We start from the raw sequence: 24,899 nt of genomic DNA, 5'->3' as shown, positions 1-24,899 counted from the left end.
AATGAAAGTATTCAACATTGCCAGCATACCCGGTGACGGGGTAGGGAAAGAAGTCGTACCTGCTGCACAACGAGTTTTGAAAGCGGTTTCGGATGTTCACGGGGGACTCTCATTTCGGTTTACGGAGTTTCCATACAGCTGTGAGTATTATTTGGAACACGGGGAAATGATGCCTGATGACGGCTTGGAGCAGCTGAAAGAGTTCGACAGCATCTTTCTTGGGGCTGTAGGAAACAGCAAGCTTGTCCCCGACCATATTTCCCTGTGGGGGCTGCTCATTAAAATCCGCCGCGAATTTGAACAGGTCATCAACATTAGACCTGCGAAATATTTGCAAGGAATCAAGTCTCCGCTGGCCAACCCAAAAGATTTCGATCTGCTTGTCGTCAGGGAAAACAGTGAAGGGGAATACAGCTCGATCGGAGGCAGAATCTTCAGGGATGAAGATGAAATCGCCATTCAAAATGCCGTTTTTTCAAGAAAAGGGGCGGAGAGGGCGATGCGCTTTGCTTTTGAGTTGGCGGCTAAGCGGAAAAAGCATGTCACAAGCGCAACAAAGTCGAACGGAATCGTTTATTCAATGCCTTTTTGGGATGAAGTCTTTGAGAACACGGCAAAAGACTACCCCGATATTACCGCAGATTCGCAGCACATTGACGCGCTGTCGGCCTTTTTTGTAACGAGGCCAGAGAAGCTTGACGTCATTGTTGCCAGCAATTTATTCGGCGATATTTTGACCGATATCGGGGCGGCGATTATGGGAAGCATAGGTGTGGCGCCGGCCGCCAACATTAATGTAAACGGCAAATATCCATCTATGTTTGAGCCTGTGCACGGCTCTGCTCCGGACATCATCGGAAAAGGAATCGCCAATCCGATCGGCCAAATTTGGACGGCAAAAATGATGCTCGATCATTTCGGGGAAGAAGAACTCGGTGCAAGATTGCTTGACGTGATTGAAGACGTTCTAAAGAGCGGCTACTTAACGCCTGATATCGGCGGTTCAAGTACGACGGATGATGTGACAGAAGAAATCATCAAGCGCGTGAGGACCATATAAGCGAAAGCTGCCAGCACTCCGGCAGCTTTTTTTGCTGTGGAATGGAAAATCGATTACATGATACGGGCGGTTTTGGCGCATACTACATCAAGCAACAAAACATAGTGCAGGCAGAAGAGGAGGTATAGGATGAATCAGAAGATTGTGCGGCTCATCATTGCGCTCAGCCTGTTATGCGGCTTGGTAACAGGCGCCGGCCCGATTCCGTTACATGATGTCGTTTCAAAAGCATCAGCGGCTGAAGAAGCTGCAGCCAAAAGCACCGCTAGAAACGAATTGGAGAAAATTGAGAAAGCATATGACCTGATTTCAAATGAATATGTGGAGCAGGTCGACAGGGAAAAACTGTTGGAAGGAGCCATACAGGGCATGCTTTCAACATTGAATGACCCATACTCGGTCTATATGGATAAACAGACGGCAAAGCGGTTTTCAGATTCCCTTGATTCCTCTTTTGAAGGAATCGGTGCAGAAATCGGAATGGAAGACAGAAAAATCATTATCGTTTCTCCTTTTAAACAGTCTCCGGCAGAGAAAGCCGGATTAAAGCCGAACGATGAAATCATCAGCATCGACGGCGATTCCATGAGCGGAATGGATTTGAATGACGCCGTATTAAAGATCAGAGGCAAAAAGGGATCGACGGTTACACTGAAAGTTCACCGACCCGGAATGAAAGACCAGCTGACATTTACGATTAAGCGCGATGAAATCCCGCTGGAAACGGTGTTTGCTTCCATAAAGAAAGTACAGGATAAACCTGTCGGCTATATCGCAATATCTTCCTTTTCCGAACATACGGCAAAAGATTTTACTGCTGAACTGAAAAAGCTTGAGAAAAAGGGAATAAAAGGGCTCGTTTTGGATGTAAGAGGAAATCCGGGCGGGTACTTGCAAAGCGTGGAAGACATTTTAAAACATTTTGTGACAAAAGATCATCCGTATATACAAATCGCCGAAAGAAACGGAAATAAAAAACAATACTTCTCAAAATTAAAAGAGAAAAAACCATACCCTGTGAGCGTGATCACGGACAAGGGCAGCGCTTCGGCTTCGGAAATTCTTGCAGGCGCATTAAAAGAAGCCGAGGGCTACGACGTGGTTGGCGATCCTTCCTTTGGAAAGGGAACCGTCCAGCAGGCGGTGCCGATGGGAGACGGTAGCAATATTAAGCTGACGCTGTACAAATGGCTGACACCTAAAGGAAATTGGATCCATAAGCAGGGCATTCAGCCGACCGTTCCAGTCACGCAGCCTGCATATTTCTCGGCGGGGCCTTTACAGCTGAAAGAACCCCTCAAGCCGGATATGAACAACAATGAAATTAAGCGGGCGCAGTTCCTGCTGAAAGGACTCGGGTTTGTCCCCGGCCGGGAAGACGGCTATTACAATGAAAGCACAAAAAAAGCCGTCATGGCGTTTCAGGCAGCAAACAAGCTGAAGCAAACAGGGATCATTGACCAAAAAACGGCAAATACAATGAACCTGCGGATTGAGGAGAAAAAGATGGATGAAAAGAACGATCTTCAGCTGCAAGCCGCATTAAAAGTGCTGTTTAACAAAAAGTGAGGGCACGGGATGTCCTCACTTTTTTTATTCTCAGAAAGTAAATTCTCAATCTTTTTACCTAAAATTTTTGCTTTTTCATAAAAAAAACATTCATAATGAATAGAATTGACCCGATAACATAAGTATATGGGAGACTTTATAAGGATGTAAAGATGCAGTAAAAATGTAACTTTTGCAAGTTGTATAACATAGGAAAACTTTTTAAAATAGAACCAAAGCTTTTTCAAGAATTATAATGTGTGTGCATTTTTTTTGCGGAGAATGTTAGCGCTGTTTGCGTTCTTCGTCTCTGTTGGTGGAGTCGTCTGACGCTTGCGCTTTTCTTATATATAAATAATAAATGGGGGTACACGATTGAAAAGGGCAAGTATTGTGAGAGAGAAAAAATACTATGAATTAGTGGAGCAGTTAAAAGTTCGATCACAAGACGTTACGTTTTCCGCTACAAAGGCAGTAGGATTGCTTATGCTGTTCAGCAGATACCTCGTGAACTACACTTCGGTCGAAAGTGTGGAAGATATTAATGAGGATTGCGCGGAACTTTATTTCAACTACTTGATGGACAACCACAAGCGGCTCGGCATCAATCTGACCGACATCAAGCGGTCAATGCAGCTGATAGGAGATATTCTTGATGTCGAGGTCAATCATTACCTGAAAGATTTTTCTTTGTCGAATGTGACGCTTTGGATGAGCCAGGAGAAATAAACCTCACGTTTACCATACCCAAGCATTTTATTATTTGTTAGAATAATAATAAAATGCACCAGCTTGCCTAAAGGTGCCAGCATTTGTCGTCACGAATGCGCATGAAAAGCACCGGCGTTTAAGCATCATGACGAAAGTTTCTGCGGCTGACGGCTCAGGCATCCCGCCTGAACGGCCGCCCGTCATTTCCTCGTGCCGACGCTTTAGACAAGCTGGGTTTCCTTAAAATATCCAACGTTAAAAAGCTGCCGTGTTGAAGGCGGCCTGAAATGCTTGGCTGAGGCGGTGAACGTTCCCTTGTCAGTTGAAGAAAGCTTAATTGAACTTTTAAAAGGAGCAGGATTGTTCTTTTTGCACCCGCTCTTCTATTTTATGATGATTATGAGTCTTGCTTACGGCTATGCCCGGATCAAACGTGAAAGAAAGACGTTCCATACGCGTATTGAAGATATTTATGACGAGTTCAAATTTACATATTCCAAGGGACTTCTGGCAGGACTTGTACTGTCCATTGTTTCGTTCGGCTTGGGGCTGTATCTCCCGATGGGCATGCTGGTTTTAATAGCGGCGGTCAGCGTTGCCGCAGCTTTAACTTTCAGACAGAGTCTGCTGTCAGCGGCATATACGCTTGGCGTGAGCATCGTCGTTGGTTTATGTATTGAATACACCGGTTTCGGAGCGCTTGACGCGTTTCTGCCGCAGCTGTCCCTCGCGAATTGGTCGGCTGCTGCCGTCTTGCTCGGACTTCTGTTGGTGGCGGAAGGAGTGCTTGTCTATAAAACGGCACATATCAAAACGTCCCCTGCGATTGTCATGAGCACAAGGGGTCTCCCGATCGGACAGCAGATTGCGGGCAGAACCTGGCTTCTGCCGTTGTTTATTCTTATTCCGGGACATGCGATCGAATCATCTGTTCCGTGGTGGCCTGTTTTGTCATTTAACGGCGGCTTTGAGCTCTTGTGGATTCCGTATTTCATCGGCTTCGGCCAAAGGGTTCAAGGATCGCTTCCGATTGAAAGCATTAAAATTACAGCGAAGCGCATCAGCGTGCTTGGCATCATCATTCTGCTGATCGCGGCCGGAAGCATATGGTGGACTCCGCTTGCCGCCCTTGCCGCCGGAGCAGCGATCGCAGGAAGGGCCTTTTTATCCTGGAAGCAGCGGATGAACGACAATTCCGCCCCTTTCCATTTTTCAAAGAGAGACCAGGGCTTGATGGTGCTCGGGATTATTCCGAACACGCCGGCAGCCGATCTCGGTCTCAAGATCGGCGAAATCATCACGAAGGTCAACGGGATTGAAGTGAAAAATGCGGCGGACTTCTACGAAGCGCTCCAAAAGAACAGGGCTTTCTTCAAGCTTGAAGTCGTCGGTTTAAACAATGAGATTCGTTTTGAACAAAGAGCTTCTTATGAAGGGGAGCATCATGAGCTCGGCATCATCTTTGTAAAAGAAGAGGATGCGGTGATGAAGCATGCCGAGGCAGCAGCCTCAGCAGAAACAGAATAACCGATGTTAAAAAAGCGCCGCTTTCAGGCGCTTTTGCTTTTGCCTTGTTTCGAAACTTTTTGGTTGTCTTTTACAAAACGTTCCGCTAGGATGATGGATAGAACTCATTGAAGGAGAATGATTGATGAAAAGGGCTTTTCTCGCAGGTGCTTTCGTTTGTTTAATAGCTGTATTGGTTTCGGCTGCGGCCGGGGATTGGACGCTGATTTTCAAAGTTTCGGGAGCAGCCGGCCTAGGCGCGATTCTGTTGTCTGCTTTATGTTCGGGCGTATTTGTCAGCGGTGACCGGTTCAGGGGAAATCACGATGCAGAAACGAAAGAGCACGGGGAGTGGAACAGCAAGCTGGCAAACGCTCTCGCCATTTTCGCCATGCCAAACCTCCTGGCCGCCGGAATATCGTTCTTTTTCGCCTTTTAACGTCCGATTCCGAATAACGCGGCAAGATGATGGACAAAATGAATGAGTGTCCATGTTTGTCCGTTTCTTTGTTCTTTAATATAATCGAATAAGATCAAGAAACGTGAGGAGGGTTTTTGTGTTTACAAAAGCCGTTTTTGCACTGATATTTCCTTTTATTCTTGTCTTGTTTTTTACAAGGGTGACCTATAACCATTACGTCGGAATTGCGCTCACTGCAGCGCTGTTGTTCGCTTCATATTTAAAAGGTTATACGGAAACCTTTTTTATTGTAGGACTTGATATCGCCTCGCTCGTCGCCGGTTCGCTCTATGCGGCAAAAAAGGCGGGCGAAAAGAAGGAAGACTCATAGAAACCGTAAGATTGATTGCCGTGAAGCCCTGCTTTTGATGACAAAAAGGAGGGGTTTTTTGATAGATCAGAAATCGCCGGCTTTTGTGGGAAAACACAAAAACCGAACTTTAGTTCGTATTTTTGCTTCGGGTGTGTTAAAATAATAAACAGGAAGATTTCGTAAAGAAACGGAGGCTTTTATGTGAAAGACCGCTTTGAATTAGTCTCGAATTATCAGCCCCAGGGGGATCAGCCGAAAGCGATTGATCAGCTTGTCAAAGGAATCAATGAAGGCAGAAAGCATCAGACGCTTTTGGGGGCAACCGGTACTGGAAAGACGTTTACGATGTCGAACGTGATTAAAGAGGTCAACAAACCGACTCTCGTCATCGCCCACAACAAAACGTTAGCCGGGCAGCTTTACAGCGAGTTTAAAGAATTTTTCCCCAACAACGCAGTCGAATATTTTGTCAGCTATTATGACTATTACCAGCCTGAGGCCTACGTGCCCCAGACTGATACATTTATCGAAAAAGATGCCAGCATTAACGATGAGATTGATAAATTAAGGCACTCTGCCACGTCTGCTCTTTTTGAACGCAAAGATGTCATCATTGTGGCGAGTGTCTCTTGTATTTACGGCTTGGGTTCTCCTGAGGAATACAGGGAAATGGTGCTCTCGCTCAGAACGGAAATGGAAATCGAGCGGAATGAGCTGCTCAGAAAGCTCGTTGACATCCAATATGCGCGGAATGACATCGATTTTCAGCGCGGAACATTCAGGGTGCGCGGCGATGTCGTCGAGATCTTTCCGGCTTCAAGGGATGAGCACTGCGTCCGAGTTGAATTTTTCGGGGACGAAATCGAACGGATCAGGGAAGTGGATGCCCTGACTGGCGAAATTTTAGGGGAGAGGGAACACGTCGCGATCTTCCCGGCTTCCCACTTCGTCACCCGGGAAGAAAAGATGAAGAAAGCGATCATAAACATTGAAGAGGAGCTGGAAGAGCGCCTCAAAGCGCTTCGTGAAGAAGGCAAGCTCCTTGAAGCGCAGCGTCTGGAACAGCGGACGAGATACGATTTGGAAATGATGCGCGAAATGGGCTTTTGCTCGGGCATCGAAAACTATTCAAGACATTTGACGCTTCGTCCGGCAGGTTCGACTCCATATACGCTGCTCGATTACTTTCCGGATGATTTCCTGATGGTCATAGATGAGTCGCATGTCACCATACCGCAGATCAGAGGAATGTACAACGGAGACCAGGCGAGAAAACAGGTTCTCGTCGATCATGGATTCAGGCTGCCTTCCGCTTTGGATAACCGTCCGCTCAGGTTTGAAGAGTTTGAAAAGCACATTCACAACATCGTGTATGTGTCGGCTACGCCGGGGCCTTATGAACTTGAGCATACGCCTGAAATGGTAGAGCAGATCATCCGGCCGACAGGGCTGCTCGATCCGATTATTGAGGTAAGGCCGATTGAAGGGCAGATCGATGATCTGATCGGTGAAATCCAGCAGAGAATCGAGCGGAATGAACGCGTCCTCGTCACGACGCTGACGAAAAAAATGTCCGAGGATTTGACGGATTATCTGAAGGAAATCGGTATCAAGGTCACGTACCTGCATTCAGAGATTAAAACGCTGGAGCGGATCGAGATCATACGCGACCTTCGCCTCGGCAAGCATGACGTTCTCGTCGGCATCAACCTGCTGAGGGAAGGACTCGATATTCCTGAGGTTTCACTCGTCGCCATTCTTGACGCAGACAAAGAAGGCTTTTTGCGGTCCGAACGCTCGCTCATCCAAACGATCGGCCGCGCCGCCAGAAATGCCGAAGGCCGCGTAATCATGTATGCCGACAAAATCACCAACTCGATGGAAATCGCAATCAATGAAACGAAGCGCCGCCGCGAACAGCAGGAGGCTTATAATGAGAAACACGGCATTACGCCGAAAACGATCAACAAAAAGATCAGGGACGTCATCCGGGCAACTCATGCTGCTGAAGACCAGGAAGAATATCAAGTGAAAGAGGAGCCGAAGCTTTCGAAGATGACGAAGAAAGAGCGGGAAAAAGTGATCGCTCAAATGGAAAGCGACATGAAGGAAGCGGCAAAAGCGCTTGACTTTGAACGCGCCGCCGAGCTTCGCGACTTGCTCCTAGAGTTAAAATCGGAAGGATGAATAGAAAATGGCAACGAAACGAATTGAGGTGAAAGGTGCAAGGGCCCATAACCTGAAAAATATCGATGTCTCTATTCCGAGGGATCAGCTTGTCGTTTTGACAGGTCTTTCGGGATCAGGGAAATCATCCCTTGCGTTCGATACGATATATGCAGAGGGGCAGCGGCGCTATGTCGAGTCTCTCTCCGCATATGCCCGCCAGTTTTTAGGACAGATGGACAAACCCGACGTCGATGCGATTGAAGGCCTGTCGCCGGCGATCAGCATCGATCAGAAAACAACGAGCCGGAACCCCCGGTCGACAGTCGGAACGGTGACGGAAATCTACGATTATCTCCGGCTGCTGTTTGCCAGAATCGGAAAGCCGGTTTGCCCTGTTCACGGCATTGAAATTACCTCGCAAACGATCGAACAGATGACGGACAGAATTTTGGATTATCCCGAGCGGACGAAGATCCAGGTGCTTGCGCCGATCGTCTCGGGAAGAAAAGGATCGCACGTGAAAGTGCTCGAACAAATCAGAAAACAAGGCTATGTGAGAGTCCGGATCGACGGCGAAATGAACGACCTCTCAGAGGACATCGAGCTCGAAAAGAATAAAAAGCATTCGATCGAAGTCGTCGTCGACCGCATCGTCATAAAAGAAGGCGTAACCGCCCGTCTCACAGACTCGCTCGAAACGGCGCTCCGCCTCGGCGAAGGCCGTGTGATCATCGACGTGATCGGGCAGGAAGAGCTGCTGTTCAGCGAGCACCATGCCTGTCCGCACTGCGGTTTTTCAATTGGGGAACTGGAGCCGAGGATGTTTTCTTTCAACAGCCCGTTCGGCGCATGTCCGAGCTGCGACGGCCTCGGGTCCAAGCTGGAAGTCGATGTAGAGCTCGTCATTCCAAACGATGAGTTGTCTCTAAAGGAGAATGCGATTGCACCTTGGGAACCGCAGAGCTCCCAATATTATCCGAAGCTGCTTGAAGCGGTATGCAGCCACTATGGAATCGATATGGATATTCCGGTCAGAGACCTGCCGAAGCACCACCTTGAGAAAATCCTCTACGGCAGCGGAGGCGAGCAGATTTATTTCAGATATGAAAACGACTTCGGACAAGTCCGGGAAAACTACATTGAGTTCGAAGGCGTCATCCGCAATATCGAAAGGCGCTATAAAGAAACCAGCTCGGATTATGTTCGTGAACTGATGGAAAAATATATGGCTAATCAGCCGTGCCCTTCATGCAAAGGCTACCGTCTGAAAAAGGAATCCCTCGCCGTGCTGATTAACGGCCTTCACATCGGTAAGATAACCGAAATGTCGGTAGCTAACGCCCTTCAATTTTTCCGTGAACTTGATCTTTCGGAAAAAGACATGAAGATCGCCAACCTCATTTTGCGGGAGATTGAAGAAAGGCTCGGATTCTTGAACAATGTCGGGCTTGACTATTTGACGCTCAGCCGCGCAGCCGGCACTCTGTCGGGGGGAGAAGCGCAGCGGATCAGGCTTGCAACGCAAATCGGCTCAAGGCTGACCGGTGTCCTTTACATCCTTGATGAGCCGTCAATCGGTCTTCATCAACGCGATAACGACCGCCTGATTGAGACGCTCAAAAACATGAGGGATATCGGAAACACATTGATCGTCGTCGAGCATGACGAGGATACAATGCTTGCCGCCGATTATTTAATCGATATCGGGCCCGGCGCGGGTGTACACGGGGGAGAAGTAATCTCCGCCGGAACGCCGGAAGAAGTGATGAACGATGATCAATCTCTGACAGGGCAATATCTTTCAGGGAAAAAATTCATTCCTCTTCCTGCCGAGAGAAGAAAGCCTGACAACCGCTTTATCGAGGTAAAAGGGGCAAAGGAAAACAACTTGAAAAATGTTTCCGTGAAATTTCCGCTCGGCGTGTTCACAGCTGTTACCGGGGTATCGGGATCAGGGAAAAGCACGCTCGTTAATGAAATTCTCCACAAAACGCTGGCTCAGAAGCTGCATCGGGCTAAGACGAAACCGGGAGAATACAAAGAAATAAAAGGAATCGAGCACCTCGATAAAGTGATCGATATTGACCAGTCTCCGATCGGCCGGACGCCGAGGTCAAATCCGGCCACATATACCGGCGTGTTCGATGACATCCGCGACGTGTTTGCCCAGACGAATGAAGCGAAAGTCAGAGGATACAAGAAAGGGCGCTTCAGCTTTAACGTCAAAGGCGGACGCTGTGAGGCCTGCAAAGGCGACGGAATCATTAAAATCGAGATGCACTTCCTGCCCGATGTATACGTTCCTTGTGAGGTTTGCCACGGAAAGAGATACAACCGTGAAACGCTTCAGGTTACGTACAAAGGCAAAAATATCTCTGACGTGCTTGAGATGACGGTCGAGAATGCCGTTCAATTTTTTGAGAACATCCCGAAAATCAAGCGCAAGCTGCAGACCCTCTATGATGTCGGTCTTGGCTATATTACGCTCGGACAGCCGGCTACAACGCTTTCCGGGGGAGAAGCGCAGCGGGTCAAATTGGCATCTGAACTTCACCGCCGTTCAACGGGAAGATCCCTTTATATTTTGGACGAGCCGACGACAGGACTGCACGTCGATGATATCGCAAGGCTTTTGGCCGTTCTGCAGCGCCTGGTCGACAATGGAGATACAGTGCTTGTAATCGAACACAATCTAGATATTATAAAAGCGGCTGATTATTTGATCGACTTGGGTCCTGAAGGCGGAGACGGCGGGGGAATGATCGTGGCTGCCGGACCTCCCGAAGAAGTCGTGAAAGTCGAAGGGTCATATACCGGCCGTTATTTAAAACCGATCATTGAACGCGACAAAAACAGAATGAAGAAGCGGCTTCAAGAAAAAGAAGCTGTCAGACCGTAAAGAAAAAGCTGCCGATGTCACGTCGGCAGCTTTTTCAATGGCCGAATGATCCGCGGCAAGCTTTGTTCAAAAAGATTTTCATTGCTCTTTTATTCAATAGCTGTTATAACGTAAAAAAACAAACAATAAAGGGGGATGGGGTGATGAAGATCGATCGCATGGATCATTTGGTACTGACTGTAAAAGACATTGATGCGACATGTGATTTTTACAGCCGTGTGCCGGGGTTGAATGCGGTCACTTTTCGAGAAGGAAGAAAAGCGCGACATTCGGCAGGCAAAAAATAAACCTCCACGAAGCCGGAAAATAGTTTGAGCCGAAGGCACAGCACCCGATGCCCGGCTCCGCAGACCTGTGTTTCATACAAATGCCGGCATTGATGATGTGATTCGTCATCTGGAGGGGCTGTCCATTAAAATTGAAGAAGGCCCCGCAGAGCGAATGGGCGCTGAAGGGCCGGTCGTTTCGGTTTATATCAGAGATCCCGACGGAAATCTGGTTAAAATATCATGAAAACGGTTAACGTTCAGTCCGGCTGATGTGTTTGGTCGCTTCACTCATACTGTTTAAAATATGGGTGCTGCTGCTGTTCAGCAGAACCTTTAAATAGCGGATTTCGCTGGAAAGCGGAGGAGCGGAATTGATCGATTCCAATCGGTTCACGATCTCCTGATTCATCCTTTTTTGTTCCTGAATCAGACTAAGAAGCTGGGAGGCGGATGAGGCGTATACTTCCGATTTCTGTTTCATAACGCTCGCTCCTTTTCATTGGCTTTGCCACATATTTTAAAGGGTTATAAAAAAAGAATCTATTCATAAAATCTAAAAAAATCAATTTGCGAAGTTTGACGCACGCCGATCGAATGAAAATGAAACCTAAAGGCCATGATACACGTAAACTAAGTATAAGGTCACTGTACATTAGACTCACAAAGAACGGTTTACATCATAAGGAGTGTTATGTATGACGAGAAACAACGCGCTGATTTCTTCAATTTGTTATTTTAGTGTTTTTTTTGCCCCGCTTATTTTGCCAATCGCAGCGTATTTTATAACAGATGATCAAGAAACGAAAAAGCATGCGATGCGTTCGCTTATTTCGCATATTATTCCGTTTATAAGCGTAGTCATATTGGCAGCAGGCGCGATAAGCGGTACGCTTATCTTTGGTGACGGCGGTTATTTGGCGGTCATTTTCATGATCGGAGGTTTCGTTTTTTTCGGGATCATCAGTTTGATTATTGTGGTCTGGAACGTAGTTCAAGGGATTAAAATGCTGACTCAGGCCTAAAAGAAGGAGAACGGGGGAGCTTTTCATGAAGCATGAGAAAGAACGAATTTTAAAATTGGTCGAGGAAGGAAAGCTGTCTGCAAAAGAGGCGCTGATCCTGATCGAAAAACTTGAAGAAGACTACAAGGAAACCGAGAGCAAGGTGACAGCCCTGTCTGAGGATGTCATTGATTCGGAGGACTTCTACAGCGAAAAGAAAAAAGAACCGAAGCCTTCGATCGGTTCAAAACTGTTCGAATGGATTGATACCGCTGTAAAAAAAGTAAAAGAAGCAGACTTGGATTTGAATTTCGGGCACTCGTACGATGTCCAGCATATATTCCAGTTTAAAGACACTGATTTTTCGACTCTGGATATTCAGCTTGCCAACGGCAGCGTCAACCTTGTACCATGGAGCGATTCCGACATCAGAGTCGAATGCCAGGCAAAAGTGTACCGGGCTGAAAATCAGGATGAAGCAAGGCAGGCTTTTCTCCAGCATATCGACTGCGGTGTGGAAGGCGATAAGTTCATGATCCGTACCGAGAAAAAAACGATGAAGACCAACCTTACCGTCTATATACCGGACAAAGAGTACGGCAAAATCCGCTTTAAACTGTTTAACGGCCCGGTCAGAGGGGAACATTTAAACGTAAAAGAGCTGTCCGCCAAAACGACGAACGGCGTGCTGTCGTTCTCTGCTCTCACGGCAGGAAAAGCTTCATTGGAAACTGCAAATGGACAAATCAAACTAGCCGACCATACTTGCGGAGAGATTGAAGCGGAAACCATCAATGGATTGATCGACCTTAAAGGTTCATGCGAGGCGCTTGACCTGCAGAGCTTTAACGGCAATATCGCGGCAACAGTCAAAAATCCGCACTGCCGGACGGCATATGTGAAAACAACGACTGGAAGCGTAGAGTTGAATGTTCCCCGGGACTGCGCTGTTACAGCGGAGCTGAAAAGCAATCTCGGTTCTCTGTCTCATGATCTTTCAGATGCAGAAATTTTAAAGGAAAAAAACGAGACAATCCAGAAGGAAATGTACCTAAAAGCAAATCAAAATCATGATCATAGCATGACCGTGTTTTTGGAATCGAAGACAGGATCGATCCATTTAAACCATACACAGGAGTGATACAATGAAAAGGCTATTTCGATCCGAAACAGACAGAAAGATTGCCGGGGTCGTCGGAGGTCTTGCTGAATATTTAAATATGGATGCGTCATTGCTGAGAATCATTACGGTTCTATTATTTATATTTTCGACCGGAGTTCCCGTCCTGCTGATTTATATTGTCTGGGTATTCCTTGTGCCGAATGAAGGAGACGTCAACAGATGATGAGATGGATTATAAACGTTCTTGTCAATGCCTTATTATTAATTGTCATTGCCGGTTACTTTGATGCGGTTCACGTCAGAAGCATCGGAGCAGCCATTACGGCAAGCTTGATTTTATCCATCTTAAATATGTTTGTGAAGCCCGTGCTGGTGATTTTGACGCTGCCCGTCACAGTAATTACGCTAGGTTTATTTTTGTTTATCATCAATGCGATCACTCTTTATATGACCGCGTCCATTATGGGGGACAGTTTTGACCTGGACGGCTTTGGGACAGCCATTTTTGCGTCGATCGTCCTGTCGGTTTTTCACTTGCTCATTCAAAAAGCAATTATCGAACCGATGTCCAGAAAATAAGTTGAAGTCTGATGAATCATCAGGCTTCTTTTTTTTGCCCGGATGTCTCTTTCATAAAAATGATCTGTAAAGGCAAAATACGAAAGGGAGGTAGACGATGAAAAAGTACAGAAATCGCCAAACCCTTTTATTGTTGGCCGCAGTTTTACTTTTTGCCTTGCAGATCCCGATTTCGTCCGCATCGGGTGAAGAGCATATTCAGCCTGGTTCACCGGTTATCAGGCATACTCCTGTTGAACAAGTTCAAAAAGGAGATGACATATATTTTTCCGCGCAGGCGGCCGCCGACACGGTCATTTTATATTACAAGCAGCATGACGAATTGCCGTATCGGGCGATTCCGATGGAAGTTGAGCCGGGCAGACAGAACGCCTATATTGCCAAATTGGAAAGCGAATCCATAGCATCCGGCAAAGTCCAGTACTACATTGAAGCTCAAGTCGGCGACTCCTCTGTGAAGACGGATGTGTATACTGTCGCCCTGAAAGGCATGCGTACAGATACACAAAAGCTTCCGGAGCTGTTGATCACGGAAATGGTAGTCGACACGTCAAACACCGGTGGAAAGGACGGCTATGAATTTATTGAAGTTTATAACAATACCAATAAAGCTGTTCATCTGAACAGCTACAAAATCAAGTACAGACATCCTGAAAAGGGCAAGGAATCAGACGTCATCTGGCCTTTTGAGCACGATGATGTGGCGATTCCTTCCGGTCAAACACACGTGTTTTGGGTGAAAAACCGCTCAAACGGTCATCTGACGGAAAGTGATTTCAATCGGTATTACGGTGTTCACCTTCGTGAAGGCAAAACGCTTACTGCTCTCAAAGGGGGCGGCATGGAGAATACGGCGCCGAGAGAGGTGATCATCTGCACAAACAGCGGAGAAGAGGTCGCATCCGCCCGTTATCAAAGCGAGCCGGATAAAACCGATGTCGCCAAAAATAAAGCGCTTCTGTATCGATATCCGCTGGACGGAACGAAGCATATGAAAATCATATCGGCCGGGGAAGAAAAACCGTCGCCTGGTTCGCTTCTGAAGACGCAGGCACCTTCACAGACGGTGACGGTTATGCCGGACAGAGAAAAGCCGGAGATCCATGATATGACGGATCATCAAGCTGTAAAACCGGGTGAAACGATCCAGCTCTTAGCTGATATGAAAGACAATCGGCAAGTGAAGCAGGCGCAGTTTTTCTACCGCATGAATGATGATGAGCCGTTTACCGAAGTCCGTGTTGAAAAAAGCCGCAATGACGGCCTGTACCGCCACAATATCTATTTTGCCGAACTCATTGGCAAAGAAAAAGTGGAGTACTATATGCGGGCCGGTGATGGATCAAATGTTTCGTCGACTGAAAAGAAAACGATACCGCTCGAACAGCGCATTTTGAAGGGACTCAGGCTGAATGTAAGCGAAGGCGGAACCGTTTCCGGAAAAATGCTGTTGAAAGCCACATCAGAAAAGCCGCCTTCTGAAACGACAATTCGTATTGACGGGATTGAACAAAAAGAAGGTGAACCGGCGCTTGAAAAAAAAGCCTACTTTGCTTTCGATGTCAATCAAACGAATCTGTATTTTAAAAATGCTGTAACGATCGGCAGGAGAGTTCAAAAAGTTTTTGACGATTCGCGCCGCCGGTATGCGACAATTACGGTCCCGGTTTCTCCGGATGAATTTAAAAAAGGAAAGCCGTTTTCGATTAAAGTTCGTTCAGGTACGAAATCAACACCATTTGAACAAACTGCAGAAGAAAACAGGGATGATTTTGTCCTCAAGAACCCCCGCCTCATACTCGCGGATGGGACCATCATCCGCGATGAGCGATACGACGATCCGAAAGCCGAGCTTCCGGCCGGTGACGGCCCTGGGGCGCATGAATGGTATGAATTCCGTTTTACGATTCCGGAAGCCAAGTTTGCATCGCTTGCGAGTCAATGGCATACACGCGCCTGGAACGAAGGGCAGCACATCGTTGAAGCGGAGAATGGCGAAGAAAGGCTCATCCGCAGGGTAACGGTCGATAACACAGGTCCTGAGATCAAAACGTCATTAAAAGACGGCAGGACGTATAAAGGGTCGTTTGAGATCAATGCGGCCGCACACGATAAATGGAGCGGGATGAAAAGCATAAAAGCCTTTCTTGACGGCAAAAAGATTGCGCTTCCCTATCTCGTATCTTCTGCCCGCCTGGATGCGGGAAAGCACGAGTTGAAAATAAAAGCGGAGGACAGCGCCGGCAACCTGTCAATCGTAAAAAAGGCATTTTACATTAAAGAGGAAAAGCCGGACAAGCCCGCTCGGGTCAAAAATACACCCGGCAGCACACATGCTAAGCTCGCCGTCCGCGTCAAGGACCCGACAAAAGATAAGATGAAAGTGTCATTCCATCAGGGATTTCAGTACACAGTAAAAGACGAAGAGCATGTTGATGTGTCAGCGAACGAAAGCGGGACGGAACCTCCGCAAAGCTTTGCGGTCAGGGGGGAAAAGGCGCTGACAAAAGAAGAGCGCAGCGGCATGTCCGCACTTGACGGAAAAGGTTTTGAAACCTCATCAACAACAAAGTTTCCGTACCATCGCTTTGATGTAAAAGTGGATGAAAATACGGGGCCGAACGACAAGGTGGAAGTGCTGTGGCGCGGGAGTTCGCTTCCCGGCAGAAAAGTCTCCATGTTCGCCTGGAACTGGGCCAGCAAGAGGTGGGAGACGCTTGCATTCCATGTTGCAAAGGATGGCAAACCTTTTACCCTCAAAGGAAGCATAAAAGCCGCCGATTATATCCGCCAATCCAAGGCGAGCATCATCATTCAGGATCAAATTCAGCTTTCGCAAAATGACTATACATTTGTGTGGATGTCTGATACGCAATATTATTCGGAAAGCTATCCGCACATTTTTGAACGTCAGGTCAAGTGGATCGCGGAACAAAAGGACAAGCTGAACATTCAGTACGTCTTTCATACGGGGGATCTTGTGGATGAAGCGGATCAGCCGCTGCAATGGAAGCGCGCCGACCAGTTCATGAAAGTTCTCGACGACAATCAAGTTCCATACGGCGTGCTGGCGGGCAATCACGATGTCAGCCATAAAGACCGGTCATATTTGAAATTCGGCAGGTACTTCGGGGAGAGGCGTTTTAAACAAAAACCGCATTACGGCGGGTCTTATCAGAATAACAAAGGGCATTACGACCTCATTTCCAGCGGGGGCAACGACTATATCATGGTGTCGATGGGGTGGGGAATCGGAAAAAAAGAACTGCAGTGGATAGATGATGTTCTGAAACGCCATCCCGATCGAAAAGCGATTTTGGCATTTCACGAGTTTTTGCTTGTCAGCGGAAGCAGAAGTCCAATCGGGGAGAAAATATTTGAACAGATCATCAAGCGGAATCCGAATGTGATTGCCGTATTGAGCGGTCACTATCACAGCTCCAACTTAAAAGTCGACAAGCTTGATGATAACGGGGACGGCAAGCCGGATCGCAAGGTTTATCAAATGCTTGCCGACTATCAGGGCGGTCCTGAAGGAGGCCAAGGTTATTTAAGAATTCTCCATGTGGATCCGAAGCATGACACGATCCATGTCAAAACGTATTCGCCATATCTTGATGACTATAACTTTTATGATCCGCACCAATTTGGCCCGAAGGACGAGTTCAACATTAAAACGGATCTGAAACCGAGGAAGAAAAAGGTTAAAACTGATTATTTTGAGCTGAATGTCTTTTCGAACAAGGAAATTGGGAAAGCAAAAACGGTGAAAAGCGGAAAGACGGCTTCCGTGACGTGGAAAGATTTGCAGCCGAATACAACCTATTTCTGGTACGCCGCAGCTTCAGATCAATACGGCGGCAACAGCAGGTCTCAAATGTGGAGATTGACGACAAAAGACGATGGCATAAAATCCTTTTTAATAGATCAAACAGCCGGGGCGGGCTCGGCCCTGAGGCAATTGTCGGGGAGCCCCCCGCCGGCCGGGATGATTTTAAAGAAAGGGACAAACCTCCCAATTGCTGAAATCAGCTTGTGGCTGGCGGCGGTTTTCCTTTGCGAACGCAAAAAGCATTTGTTTTCCTAAGAGGGAGCAAATGCTTTTTAGTTTGTCACGTCTTTTTTTAGACGGCTTGCCGTGTCGGTTTGTTTTTTCCTATAAAGCGATAAAACGCTGACAGAAGCAATGACTGCAAGTGAAAGGACGGCGGCTGTGAAGTAGAGGTTAAAAAACCCCGCTCCCACACTTTCATGGATCGCTTCGCTTATGATGTCTTTTACTTTTGGGTCGGGAATTTGGCTGAGGGATTCGCTCAGCCGCGATACGTCCGTCTCACCGCCTGCAAACCCCTTCAGAGTGATCCCTGCATCATTCAGCTTATGTTTGATATGTGTGCCGATATTTTCGTAGCCGGCCGTTATATATCCTGCATACAGCGCGGGCGCCAAGGTCATCCCCATCTGCCTGACGAGCGATAATGTACCGAGCGCTGTCCCGTAATCCTGTTTTGCCGCCTCGGATACAAGCATATTTAACGGCGCGCCTAACAGAAAGCCAAAACCGACCCCTGCGATGATGCTTGCCAAAACAAATTCCCACTTCTCTGTCACCCAGGAGGACAAGAGCAAAAACCCGGCGAACGAAATGACGCCAGAGAGCCGGGCCGCCTTTACCGGTCCTTTTCGATCGGCGAGCATTCCGCCGAGCCCGGCTCCTATCCCTGAAGCCAGCGCAAGAGGCGTCATCCAATACCCCGCTTTTTCAGGAGCGACGTGCAAATATTGTTCCGCATATGCAGGAATAAAAATAACGGCTGCCAAGAGTCCGCCGGATAAAAATCCGATAAAAAGCGTCCATTGAAACACCTTGTTTTTTAATAAACTGTAGGCAAGGATCGGGTCGCCTCCCTTCAGCTCTACGCGCTTTTCGTAAAAAATGAGTCCCGCAAACAGCGCGCAGCCGATCAGGAGAAAAAAGTAAACCTTTGGATCGGACAAGACGGCAGACAGGCGCTGTCCGTTTATATTCGTTATTCCGTACATCACAGCTAAAATCGCAAGAGACAATATCACAGTTCCGGCCAGATCTAGGGGTTTTCGTGTTCCGCCTTTTGTCTCCTTCATCAATGGAACGCTGAGGATGATCAGTGCTGCGGCAATCGGAAGGTTGATCAAAAACAGCCAGTGCCAGCTTCCGGTCATATCCAAAATAAAGCTGCCGATATTCGGACCGAGCACTGCCGCGATTCCGTTCATCGCACCTAAAAGCCCCAAGGCGGTTCCCTGTTTTTCTTTAGGCAGCGCAGTGAGAATATGCGAGCTCCCGATAATAAAGATTCCGCCTCCGCCAAGCGATTGAATCAGCCTCGCCAACAAGAACATCGGGAAGTTTTGGCTCAATGCAACGAGCAGCGAACCGGCGCCAAACAGCAAGACTTCGATGATAAACAGCTTTTTGCGTCCATACCGGTCAGACAGCTTTCCGACGATCGGAACGCTGACTGCCAAACCGAGCGTATAAAGCGTGATGCCCCATGCTCCCCATGAGGGGGATACTTGAAAAGAATCATTGATTGTCGTCAGTGCCGCTGAAATGATGCCGTTGTCTAAAGCAGCCATAAACACGCCGATCGTAAACAATAATACAGCCCACTTTTGGTTCACGCCACGTATCCTCCTTTTTCATTAACTTCGAATGAATAATTCACTTTGAATGAATTATTTTTATCATCCTTAAAAAAGCACGTTTTGTCAAAAGAAATTTTTCAACAAAAAAAGCTGCACCGGTTTCCGGGCAGCTTGTCTATTCATCATCGGCTTTTAACGCTTTTTCAAGAATTGTAAGGCCTTCATTCACTTTGTTTTTTTCCTGTTCATTCAGCTTCTGAAGCGCTCTTTTGAGCTTTTCATGCCCTTTTTTGTAAAGGCTCCGAAAAATCCCCTTCGCATCTTCGGTTAATTCAACCACAATCGTTCGCCGGTCTTGCTCGGAATGTGTTCTTTTGATAAAGTTCGCCTGTTCAAGGCGGCTGAGCAGTCCGGTCATATTCGAAAGGGAAGCTCCCATTTTTTCGGCGATTTCTGAGACTTTCAGTGTGCCGTGGTTGTTCAGAAGCATTAAAACCTTCATTTGCGGCATGCTGAGATCGAGCTTCATCCATTCGGAGACATCCCCCAAGCCGGCAGCAGTCAGTACTTTCATATAAAGAACCCATGTCTCTTTTTCTTCCGGTGTCAAAATGTCTTCGTTCAGCACGGTTGTATCATGAATATTGTATTTCAACGGTTCTTCACTTCCTTTTCGCGTTCCTCTTTACATACTACTGATTTTTCGCTTTGAAAGAAAGCACTTCATCGAAGTGTCAAGGGGGCCATTATCAAAAAATGTTTTAGGTTCATTTTGAAAGTGATAGAATAAAGCTGAATGTCTAGTTCTTCATCTGAGAAGAGGAGGGTGCATCAATCGTGCCGAAAGTTCGAACAAAAGATGTGATGGATAAATTTAAGCTTGAGCTCATCAGCGGAGAAGAAGGGATCAACCGCCCGATTACGATGAGCGATTTATCAAGACCGGGCCTTGAAATGGCTGGTTATTTTACATACTATCCAAAAGAGAGGGTTCAGCTGCTGGGGAAGACTGAGATTACCTTTTTTGAAAAGCTTCCAGAGGAGGAAAAAAAGCAGCGGATGCTGTCGTTATGCACGGAAATTACACCGGCTATCATCCTTTCCCGTGATTTGCCGATTCCGCCTGAACTCGTGGAGGCATCCGAAGAAAACGGCGTGCCTGTGCTTCGTTCCCCATTAAAGACGACGCGCCTGACGAGCCGTCTGACGAATTTTCTTGAAAGCCAGCTGGCTCCGACAACTGCGATTCACGGCGTCCTCGTCGACGTTTACGGCGTCGGGGTGCTCATTATCGGAAAGAGCGGCGTTGGAAAAAGCGAAACGGCTTTGGAGCTTGTCAAAAGAGGCCATCGCCTTGTGGCGGATGACTGCGTTGAGATCAGACAGGAAGACCAGGATACATTGATCGGAAGCGCGCCTGAATTAATTGAGCATCTCCTGGAAATCAGAGGTCTTGGCATTATCAATGTCATGACGTTATTTGGCGCGGGGGCGGTCAGAAGCTTTAAACGAATTACCCTTGTCATGAGCTTGGAGCTTTGGGAGCAAGGAAAGCAGTACGACCGCTTAGGGCTTGAAGAAGAAACAATGAAAATTATTGATACAGACGTTCCAAAGCTGACAATTCCGGTTCGTCCGGGAAGAAACCTTGCCGTCATCATCGAAGTGGCCGCAATGAACTTCAGACTGAAGAGAATGGGGCTGAATGCCGCGGAGCAATTTACCCATAAGCTTGCGGATGTAATTGAAGATGGTGAGCTTGAAGAATAGGAGCTGACAATATGAATGAAACGATTGAACCATTAAATCCGATTGCTTTTCAACTGGGGCCGATCGCTGTCCATTGGTACGGTATTATCATCGGCCTTGGCGCTTTGCTCGGTTTGTGGCTGGCAGTCAGGGAAGGCGAACGGAGGGGACTGCATAAAGACACCTTTGTCGATTTGGTGCTTTTTGCGATTCCGATTGCCATTTTATGTGCAAGAGCATATTATGTCATTTTTCAATGGGGTTATTACAGTGAACATCCTGACCAGATTATTCAAATATGGAACGGCGGCCTTGCGATTCATGGCGGACTGATCGGCGCCGTGCTGACGGGAATCATTTATGCGAAAGTCAAGGGGCTTTCGTTTTGGAAGCTGGCTGATATCGCTGCTCCAAGCATTCTGCTTGGTCAGGCGATCGGACGCTGGGGAAACTTTATGAACCAGGAAGCGCACGGTGAGGCGGTCTCAAGAGCGTTTTTAGAAAACCTCCACCTGCCTGATTTTATCATCAATCAAATGTATATTGACGGACAATACTACCAGCCTACCTTTTTGTATGAATCGCTGTGGAGCTTTACGGGAGTCGTTGTTCTGCTTCTTTTAAGAAAAGCGAATTTAAAGAGAGGCGAACTGTTCTTAATCTACGTTATTTGGTATTCGATGGGACGCTACTTTATCGAAGGCCTTAGAACGGACAGTCTGATGCTGACGGAGAATCTTCGCATCGCACAGGTTATTTCGATCGTACTGATCCTCTGTGCAGCTGCGCTGATAGCCTACAGACGTTTCAAAGGCAGAGAGATTAAACGGTATCAGGAGATGTAGCGACTTTACTAAGGGGAGGACAACAATGAAGGGAACTTTAAAAGCCGGCGCTGTGGCGGGGCTGAAAACAACGTGGACGCTTGGAAAAGTGATTTTTCCTGTCACGCTGATTGTCAGCCTTCTTCAGCATACACCGGTGATGGACTGGTTGATCAAACTGATCACGCCGGCGATGGGGATTTTCGGGTTGTCAGGGGAAGCGGCGATACCGCTTGTGCTCGGCAACATGCTGAACTTGTATGCCGGAATTGCGGGAATTTTAACGCTTGATTTGACCGTTAAAGAAGTGTTTATTTTAGCGGTTATGCTGTCGTTTTGCCACAACTTGATTATCGAGTCGACTGTTGCTTCAAGGGTCGGAATCAAAATATGGCTGATTTTGCTCGTGCGCATCGGTCTCGCTGTTTTTTCGGCCATTATCATCAACCTTGTCTGGCATGGCGGGCAGGATGCGGCCAAATACGGCTTAATCTCAGCGAAAAGCGCCGCTCCTTCCGGCTGGTTTGACATTGCGCTAGAAGCCGTGACCAAGGCGGGTCTTGGTGTCCTTCAGCTTGCAGCCATCGTAATACCGCTGATGATCATCATTCAATATATGAGAGACCTCGGCTGGCTGAATGCTTTTTCAAAGTGGTTTGCACCGATAACGAGAATGCTTGGAATGAAAGAGAACACCTCAATGACAATGGTTGCCGGGCTGACGATCGGCCTTGCATACGGGGCCGGCGTTATGATCAAAGCGGTCGAAGAAGACGGCGTCAGCAAAAGGGATGTCACGCTTGCTTTTATTTTTCTCGTCGCCTGCCACGCGGTTGTTGAAGATACATTGGTATTTATCCCGCTCGGCATTCCGGTCTGGCCTCTTTTGTTGATCAGGCTTGCGACCGCGGTTCTGCTGACGATCGCGATTTCGCGCTTCTGGAGAAAGCCGGGTTATTCCGTTCGCAGAAAGGAAGCTTTGTATGAAAGTTAATACGGTTTTATTTGATTTGGATGGAACGCTCATCAATACAAATGAGCTGATTATCGCCTCATTTTTGCATACGCTCGATCATTATGCACCGGGACGCTATAAACGGGAGGATGTTCTTGCTTTCATCGGACCTTCCCTTTATGAAACGTTCTCAAGCATTCAAAAGGATAAGGCTGAAGAAATGATCACCATGTACCGGACATTTAATCATCAGATGCATGATGAACTGGTAACCGAGTATGAGACGGTTTACGAGACGCTTGAACGCCTTGCGGAAGAAGGCTATAAGCTCGGCATCGTCACGACAAAGCTGCGGGACACCGTCATCATGGGGCTTAAACTGACTGGGCTTGATGCCTTTTTCGAGACGGTTGTGACGCTGGATGACGTCGAGCGGCCGAAGCCTGACCCCGAGCCTGTTTTGCTCGCCCTTTCCAAGCTTGGCAGCCGTCCGGAAGAAGCCATTATGATCGGTGATAATTACCACGATATTTTAGCCGGGAAGAATGCTGGAACGAAAACAGCAGGCGTTGCATGGACGATTAAGGGAGAAGAAAGCCTGGCCAAACACGAGCCTGATTTTATGCTTCAGCAAATGAGCGACCTCCTTCACATTCTTGGGGTGGAGAAAGTTTGAGAAAAACGAAGCGCTACCCGGTGTCCGGCGCCAATTCCTTATGGCACATCTATCAGACGGTTCCGTTTTTTAAAGTAGTCAAAAACTTTATTGTCATTCAGGCGGCGCGCTATACGCCGTTTCTTGGAATGAAAAACTGGATGTACCGGACGTTTTTGCGGATGAAAATCGGAGAGAAATGCTCGTTTGCTTTAATGGTCATGCCGGATATCATGTTTCCCGAAAAAATCTCAGTCGGGCGAAACACCGTAATCGGCTATAATACGACCATTTTGGCGCACGAGTATTTAATAAAAGAATATCGGCTCGGTGAGGTGATCATCGGCGATGAAGTCATGATCGGAGCCAATACGACGATCCTCCCGGGCGTCGAGATCGGAGACGGCGCCGTCATTTCCGCCGGTACGCTCGTTCATAAAGATGTGCCTCCGGGCGCTTTTGTCGGCGGCAATCCGATGCGGCTGATCTATACAAAAGAAGAAATGGAAAAAAGATTGGAGACCCCCGCTGAATAAAGAGCGGGGGCCTTTATTTGCAATCAGTGTTAAAATTCATGATTGTTTCTTTCCGTAACATGCTTCACACCGATCCATTTCTGACCGACTTTTGAGTATCTTGTATTTATCATTGTAACGGAACTTGTACTGCTGTCGGTTCGGAAGATCGCCTCTTTCATGTTTGTAATCGTACAGTTATCAATATTGACCACGGCTTTAAATGTCGAGCCTCCGAGCTGGCGAATGAATTTGCCTCCTTGATCGGCAGTAAAATTTTTCACGGTAAATGTGCTCGCTTTATTAATCTGAAAGATTTTGTCCGCGGCAAGCCGGGCCGATCCTCCGTTTATCGTGACACTTCCTTCGCTTTTGACAGTCAAGGCATCTTCGCCGACATCTTCCCAAACAACGTTGTTTATGGAAGCGTTTCCATATGTGTGAACACCATCAGCAGCAGGAGCGCCAAGCACGACATTTTTGAGCGTTGCACCATCCTCCACTTTGAAAATCGGTTTTTGATCCTCGCGTTGGCTGCCGTCCCCGAGCTCCGGACCTGCAATCAGCCGCTTGCCTTTTCCGTCATACGTTTGGCCTTTCTCGACTACGATCGTTTTGTGAACGACCTCGGCGGCCAAAGCTTTTTCAGGCAGAGCCTGTCCAAACCCGCATACGAGCAAACCTGACAAAATAACCGTACCTGCTAATCTCTTCATCATTTCCATCCTCCTCAAGAAATATTTTTGAAACAGGTGTGTGTCTCCCTTAAATGAAAGTGATTTCTGGTCATTATGTAATAAAATGAGACACCTATTTCGGTACTATCATATATGCGAGCTTGCTGAATGTAAACAAGTATTTTGAATATTATGAAAAAACAGTAAATTAAACATGTGCAGAAAGGTTGTTTTCTGTATTTTGGATTTATCAAAAGG

General features: G+C 47.3%; 22 protein-coding genes and 1 pseudogene. 19 read left to right on the top strand and 4 right to left on the bottom strand.

Features of this window, described 5'->3' with window-relative positions:
- Position 1: 1 nt before the first annotated feature.
- The 9 genes and pseudogenes from H7F26_RS03240 to H7F26_RS22185 all read left to right on the top strand — a co-directional run bounded on the left by H7F26_RS03240 (position 2) and on the right by H7F26_RS22185 (position 11,179).
- The gene (locus H7F26_RS03240; protein WP_003185664.1) at positions 2-1,060 is read left to right on the top strand and encodes a tartrate dehydrogenase; all 1,059 of its coding nucleotides are present in this window, start codon (positions 2-4) and stop codon (positions 1,058-1,060) included.
- Between the two features lie 129 nt (positions 1,061-1,189).
- The gene (locus tag H7F26_RS03235; protein ID WP_009329656.1) at positions 1,190-2,629 is read left to right on the top strand and encodes a carboxy-terminal processing protease CtpB; all 1,440 of its coding nucleotides are present in this window, start codon (positions 1,190-1,192) and stop codon (positions 2,627-2,629) included.
- A gap of 354 nt (positions 2,630-2,983) precedes the next feature.
- Positions 2,984-3,337 (top strand): swarming motility protein SwrAA, encoded by a 354-nt coding sequence (gene swrA, locus H7F26_RS03230; RefSeq protein ID WP_003185659.1) that lies wholly within the window; start codon positions 2,984-2,986, stop codon positions 3,335-3,337.
- 297 nt (positions 3,338-3,634) lie between these two features.
- Complete coding sequence (locus H7F26_RS03225; protein ID WP_011198347.1) at positions 3,635-4,846, top strand: PDZ domain-containing protein; 1,212 nt, start codon at positions 3,635-3,637, stop codon at positions 4,844-4,846.
- A gap of 124 nt (positions 4,847-4,970) precedes the next feature.
- Positions 4,971-5,264 (top strand): DUF5316 domain-containing protein, encoded by a 294-nt coding sequence (locus H7F26_RS03220; RefSeq protein WP_003185656.1) that lies wholly within the window; start codon positions 4,971-4,973, stop codon positions 5,262-5,264.
- A gap of 118 nt (positions 5,265-5,382) precedes the next feature.
- On the top strand, positions 5,383-5,616 hold the full coding sequence (locus tag H7F26_RS03215; RefSeq protein WP_003185654.1) for a CsbA family protein: 234 nt from the start codon (positions 5,383-5,385) through the stop codon (positions 5,614-5,616).
- A 183-nt stretch (positions 5,617-5,799) separates the two neighbouring features.
- Positions 5,800-7,785 (top strand): excinuclease ABC subunit UvrB, encoded by a 1,986-nt coding sequence (gene uvrB, locus H7F26_RS03210; RefSeq protein ID WP_003185651.1) that lies wholly within the window; start codon positions 5,800-5,802, stop codon positions 7,783-7,785.
- 7 nt (positions 7,786-7,792) lie between these two features.
- Positions 7,793-10,666 (top strand): excinuclease ABC subunit UvrA, encoded by a 2,874-nt coding sequence (gene uvrA, locus H7F26_RS03205; RefSeq protein ID WP_003185648.1) that lies wholly within the window; start codon positions 7,793-7,795, stop codon positions 10,664-10,666.
- Between the two features lie 143 nt (positions 10,667-10,809).
- Positions 10,810-11,179 (top strand): annotated as a pseudogene (locus H7F26_RS22185) (VOC family protein).
- A gap of 6 nt (positions 11,180-11,185) precedes the next feature.
- Here the strand turns inward: H7F26_RS22185 and H7F26_RS03195 are convergent.
- Positions 11,186-11,416, bottom strand: coding sequence for a hypothetical protein (locus tag H7F26_RS03195; protein ID WP_003185639.1), 231 nt, complete (start codon positions 11,414-11,416; stop codon positions 11,186-11,188).
- A gap of 214 nt (positions 11,417-11,630) precedes the next feature.
- On the opposite strand from H7F26_RS03195, the gene H7F26_RS03190 reads away from it, so the two are divergent.
- From H7F26_RS03190 to H7F26_RS03170, 5 genes are all read left to right on the top strand, one after another.
- On the top strand, positions 11,631-11,957 hold the full coding sequence (locus tag H7F26_RS03190; RefSeq protein WP_003185637.1) for a DUF4870 domain-containing protein: 327 nt from the start codon (positions 11,631-11,633) through the stop codon (positions 11,955-11,957).
- A gap of 25 nt (positions 11,958-11,982) precedes the next feature.
- Entirely contained in the window at positions 11,983-13,077 is a 1,095-nt protein-coding gene (locus H7F26_RS03185; RefSeq protein ID WP_003185635.1) for a DUF4097 family beta strand repeat-containing protein, read from the top strand.
- 4 nt (positions 13,078-13,081) lie between these two features.
- Positions 13,082-13,282, top strand: a complete 201-nt coding sequence (locus H7F26_RS03180) for a PspC domain-containing protein (RefSeq protein ID WP_003185633.1) — start codon at positions 13,082-13,084, stop codon at positions 13,280-13,282.
- Entirely contained in the window at positions 13,279-13,638 is a 360-nt protein-coding gene (locus H7F26_RS03175) for a phage holin family protein (protein ID WP_003185632.1), read from the top strand. The genes H7F26_RS03180 and H7F26_RS03175 overlap by 4 nt, the downstream gene beginning before the upstream one ends.
- 97 nt (positions 13,639-13,735) lie before the next feature.
- Positions 13,736-17,725, top strand: a complete 3,990-nt coding sequence (locus H7F26_RS03170) for a lamin tail domain-containing metallophosphoesterase family protein (RefSeq protein WP_185855235.1) — start codon at positions 13,736-13,738, stop codon at positions 17,723-17,725.
- 17 nt (positions 17,726-17,742) lie between these two features.
- Here the strand turns inward: H7F26_RS03170 and H7F26_RS03165 are convergent, their stop codons facing one another.
- Together H7F26_RS03165 and H7F26_RS03160 are read right to left on the bottom strand one after the other, a co-directional pair.
- Positions 17,743-19,302, bottom strand: a complete 1,560-nt coding sequence (locus tag H7F26_RS03165; protein ID WP_009329650.1) for an MFS transporter — start codon at positions 19,300-19,302, stop codon at positions 17,743-17,745.
- A gap of 139 nt (positions 19,303-19,441) precedes the next feature.
- The gene (locus H7F26_RS03160) at positions 19,442-19,921 is read right to left on the bottom strand and encodes a MarR family transcriptional regulator (RefSeq protein ID WP_003185625.1); all 480 of its coding nucleotides are present in this window, start codon (positions 19,919-19,921) and stop codon (positions 19,442-19,444) included.
- A gap of 182 nt (positions 19,922-20,103) precedes the next feature.
- On the opposite strand from H7F26_RS03160, the gene hprK reads away from it, so the two are divergent.
- The 5 genes from hprK to H7F26_RS03135 are packed head-to-tail and all read left to right on the top strand — an operon-like array spanning position 20,104 to position 23,985.
- Positions 20,104-21,036: an HPr(Ser) kinase/phosphatase gene (hprK, locus tag H7F26_RS03155; protein WP_003185623.1), complete on the top strand. Its 933-nt coding sequence runs from the start codon at positions 20,104-20,106 to the stop codon at positions 21,034-21,036.
- Between the two features lie 11 nt (positions 21,037-21,047).
- Entirely contained in the window at positions 21,048-21,860 is an 813-nt protein-coding gene (lgt, locus tag H7F26_RS03150; protein WP_003185621.1) for a prolipoprotein diacylglyceryl transferase, read from the top strand.
- Between the two features lie 25 nt (positions 21,861-21,885).
- The gene (locus H7F26_RS03145) at positions 21,886-22,833 is read left to right on the top strand and encodes a nucleoside recognition domain-containing protein (protein ID WP_003185619.1); all 948 of its coding nucleotides are present in this window, start codon (positions 21,886-21,888) and stop codon (positions 22,831-22,833) included.
- A complete protein-coding gene (gene ppaX / locus H7F26_RS03140; protein ID WP_003185617.1) occupies positions 22,823-23,470 on the top strand; it encodes a pyrophosphatase PpaX in 648 nt (215 codons plus the stop codon). The genes H7F26_RS03145 and ppaX overlap by 11 nt, the downstream gene beginning before the upstream one ends.
- Complete coding sequence (locus H7F26_RS03135; RefSeq protein WP_003185615.1) at positions 23,467-23,985, top strand: acyltransferase; 519 nt, start codon at positions 23,467-23,469, stop codon at positions 23,983-23,985. The genes ppaX and H7F26_RS03135 overlap by 4 nt, the downstream gene beginning before the upstream one ends.
- 29 nt (positions 23,986-24,014) lie before the next feature.
- Here the strand turns inward: H7F26_RS03135 and H7F26_RS03130 are convergent, their stop codons facing one another.
- On the bottom strand, positions 24,015-24,683 hold the full coding sequence (locus H7F26_RS03130) for a pectate lyase (protein WP_003185613.1): 669 nt from the start codon (positions 24,681-24,683) through the stop codon (positions 24,015-24,017).
- Between the last annotated feature and the right edge of the window lie 216 nt (positions 24,684-24,899).

This window comes from Bacillus sp. PAMC28748 (assembly GCF_014250415.1).
Taxonomy (GTDB): domain Bacteria; phylum Bacillota; class Bacilli; order Bacillales; family Bacillaceae; genus Bacillus; species Bacillus licheniformis.
Note: the sequence above shows the minus strand (reverse complement) of the source record. Positions and strands in the feature narration are given on the sequence as shown.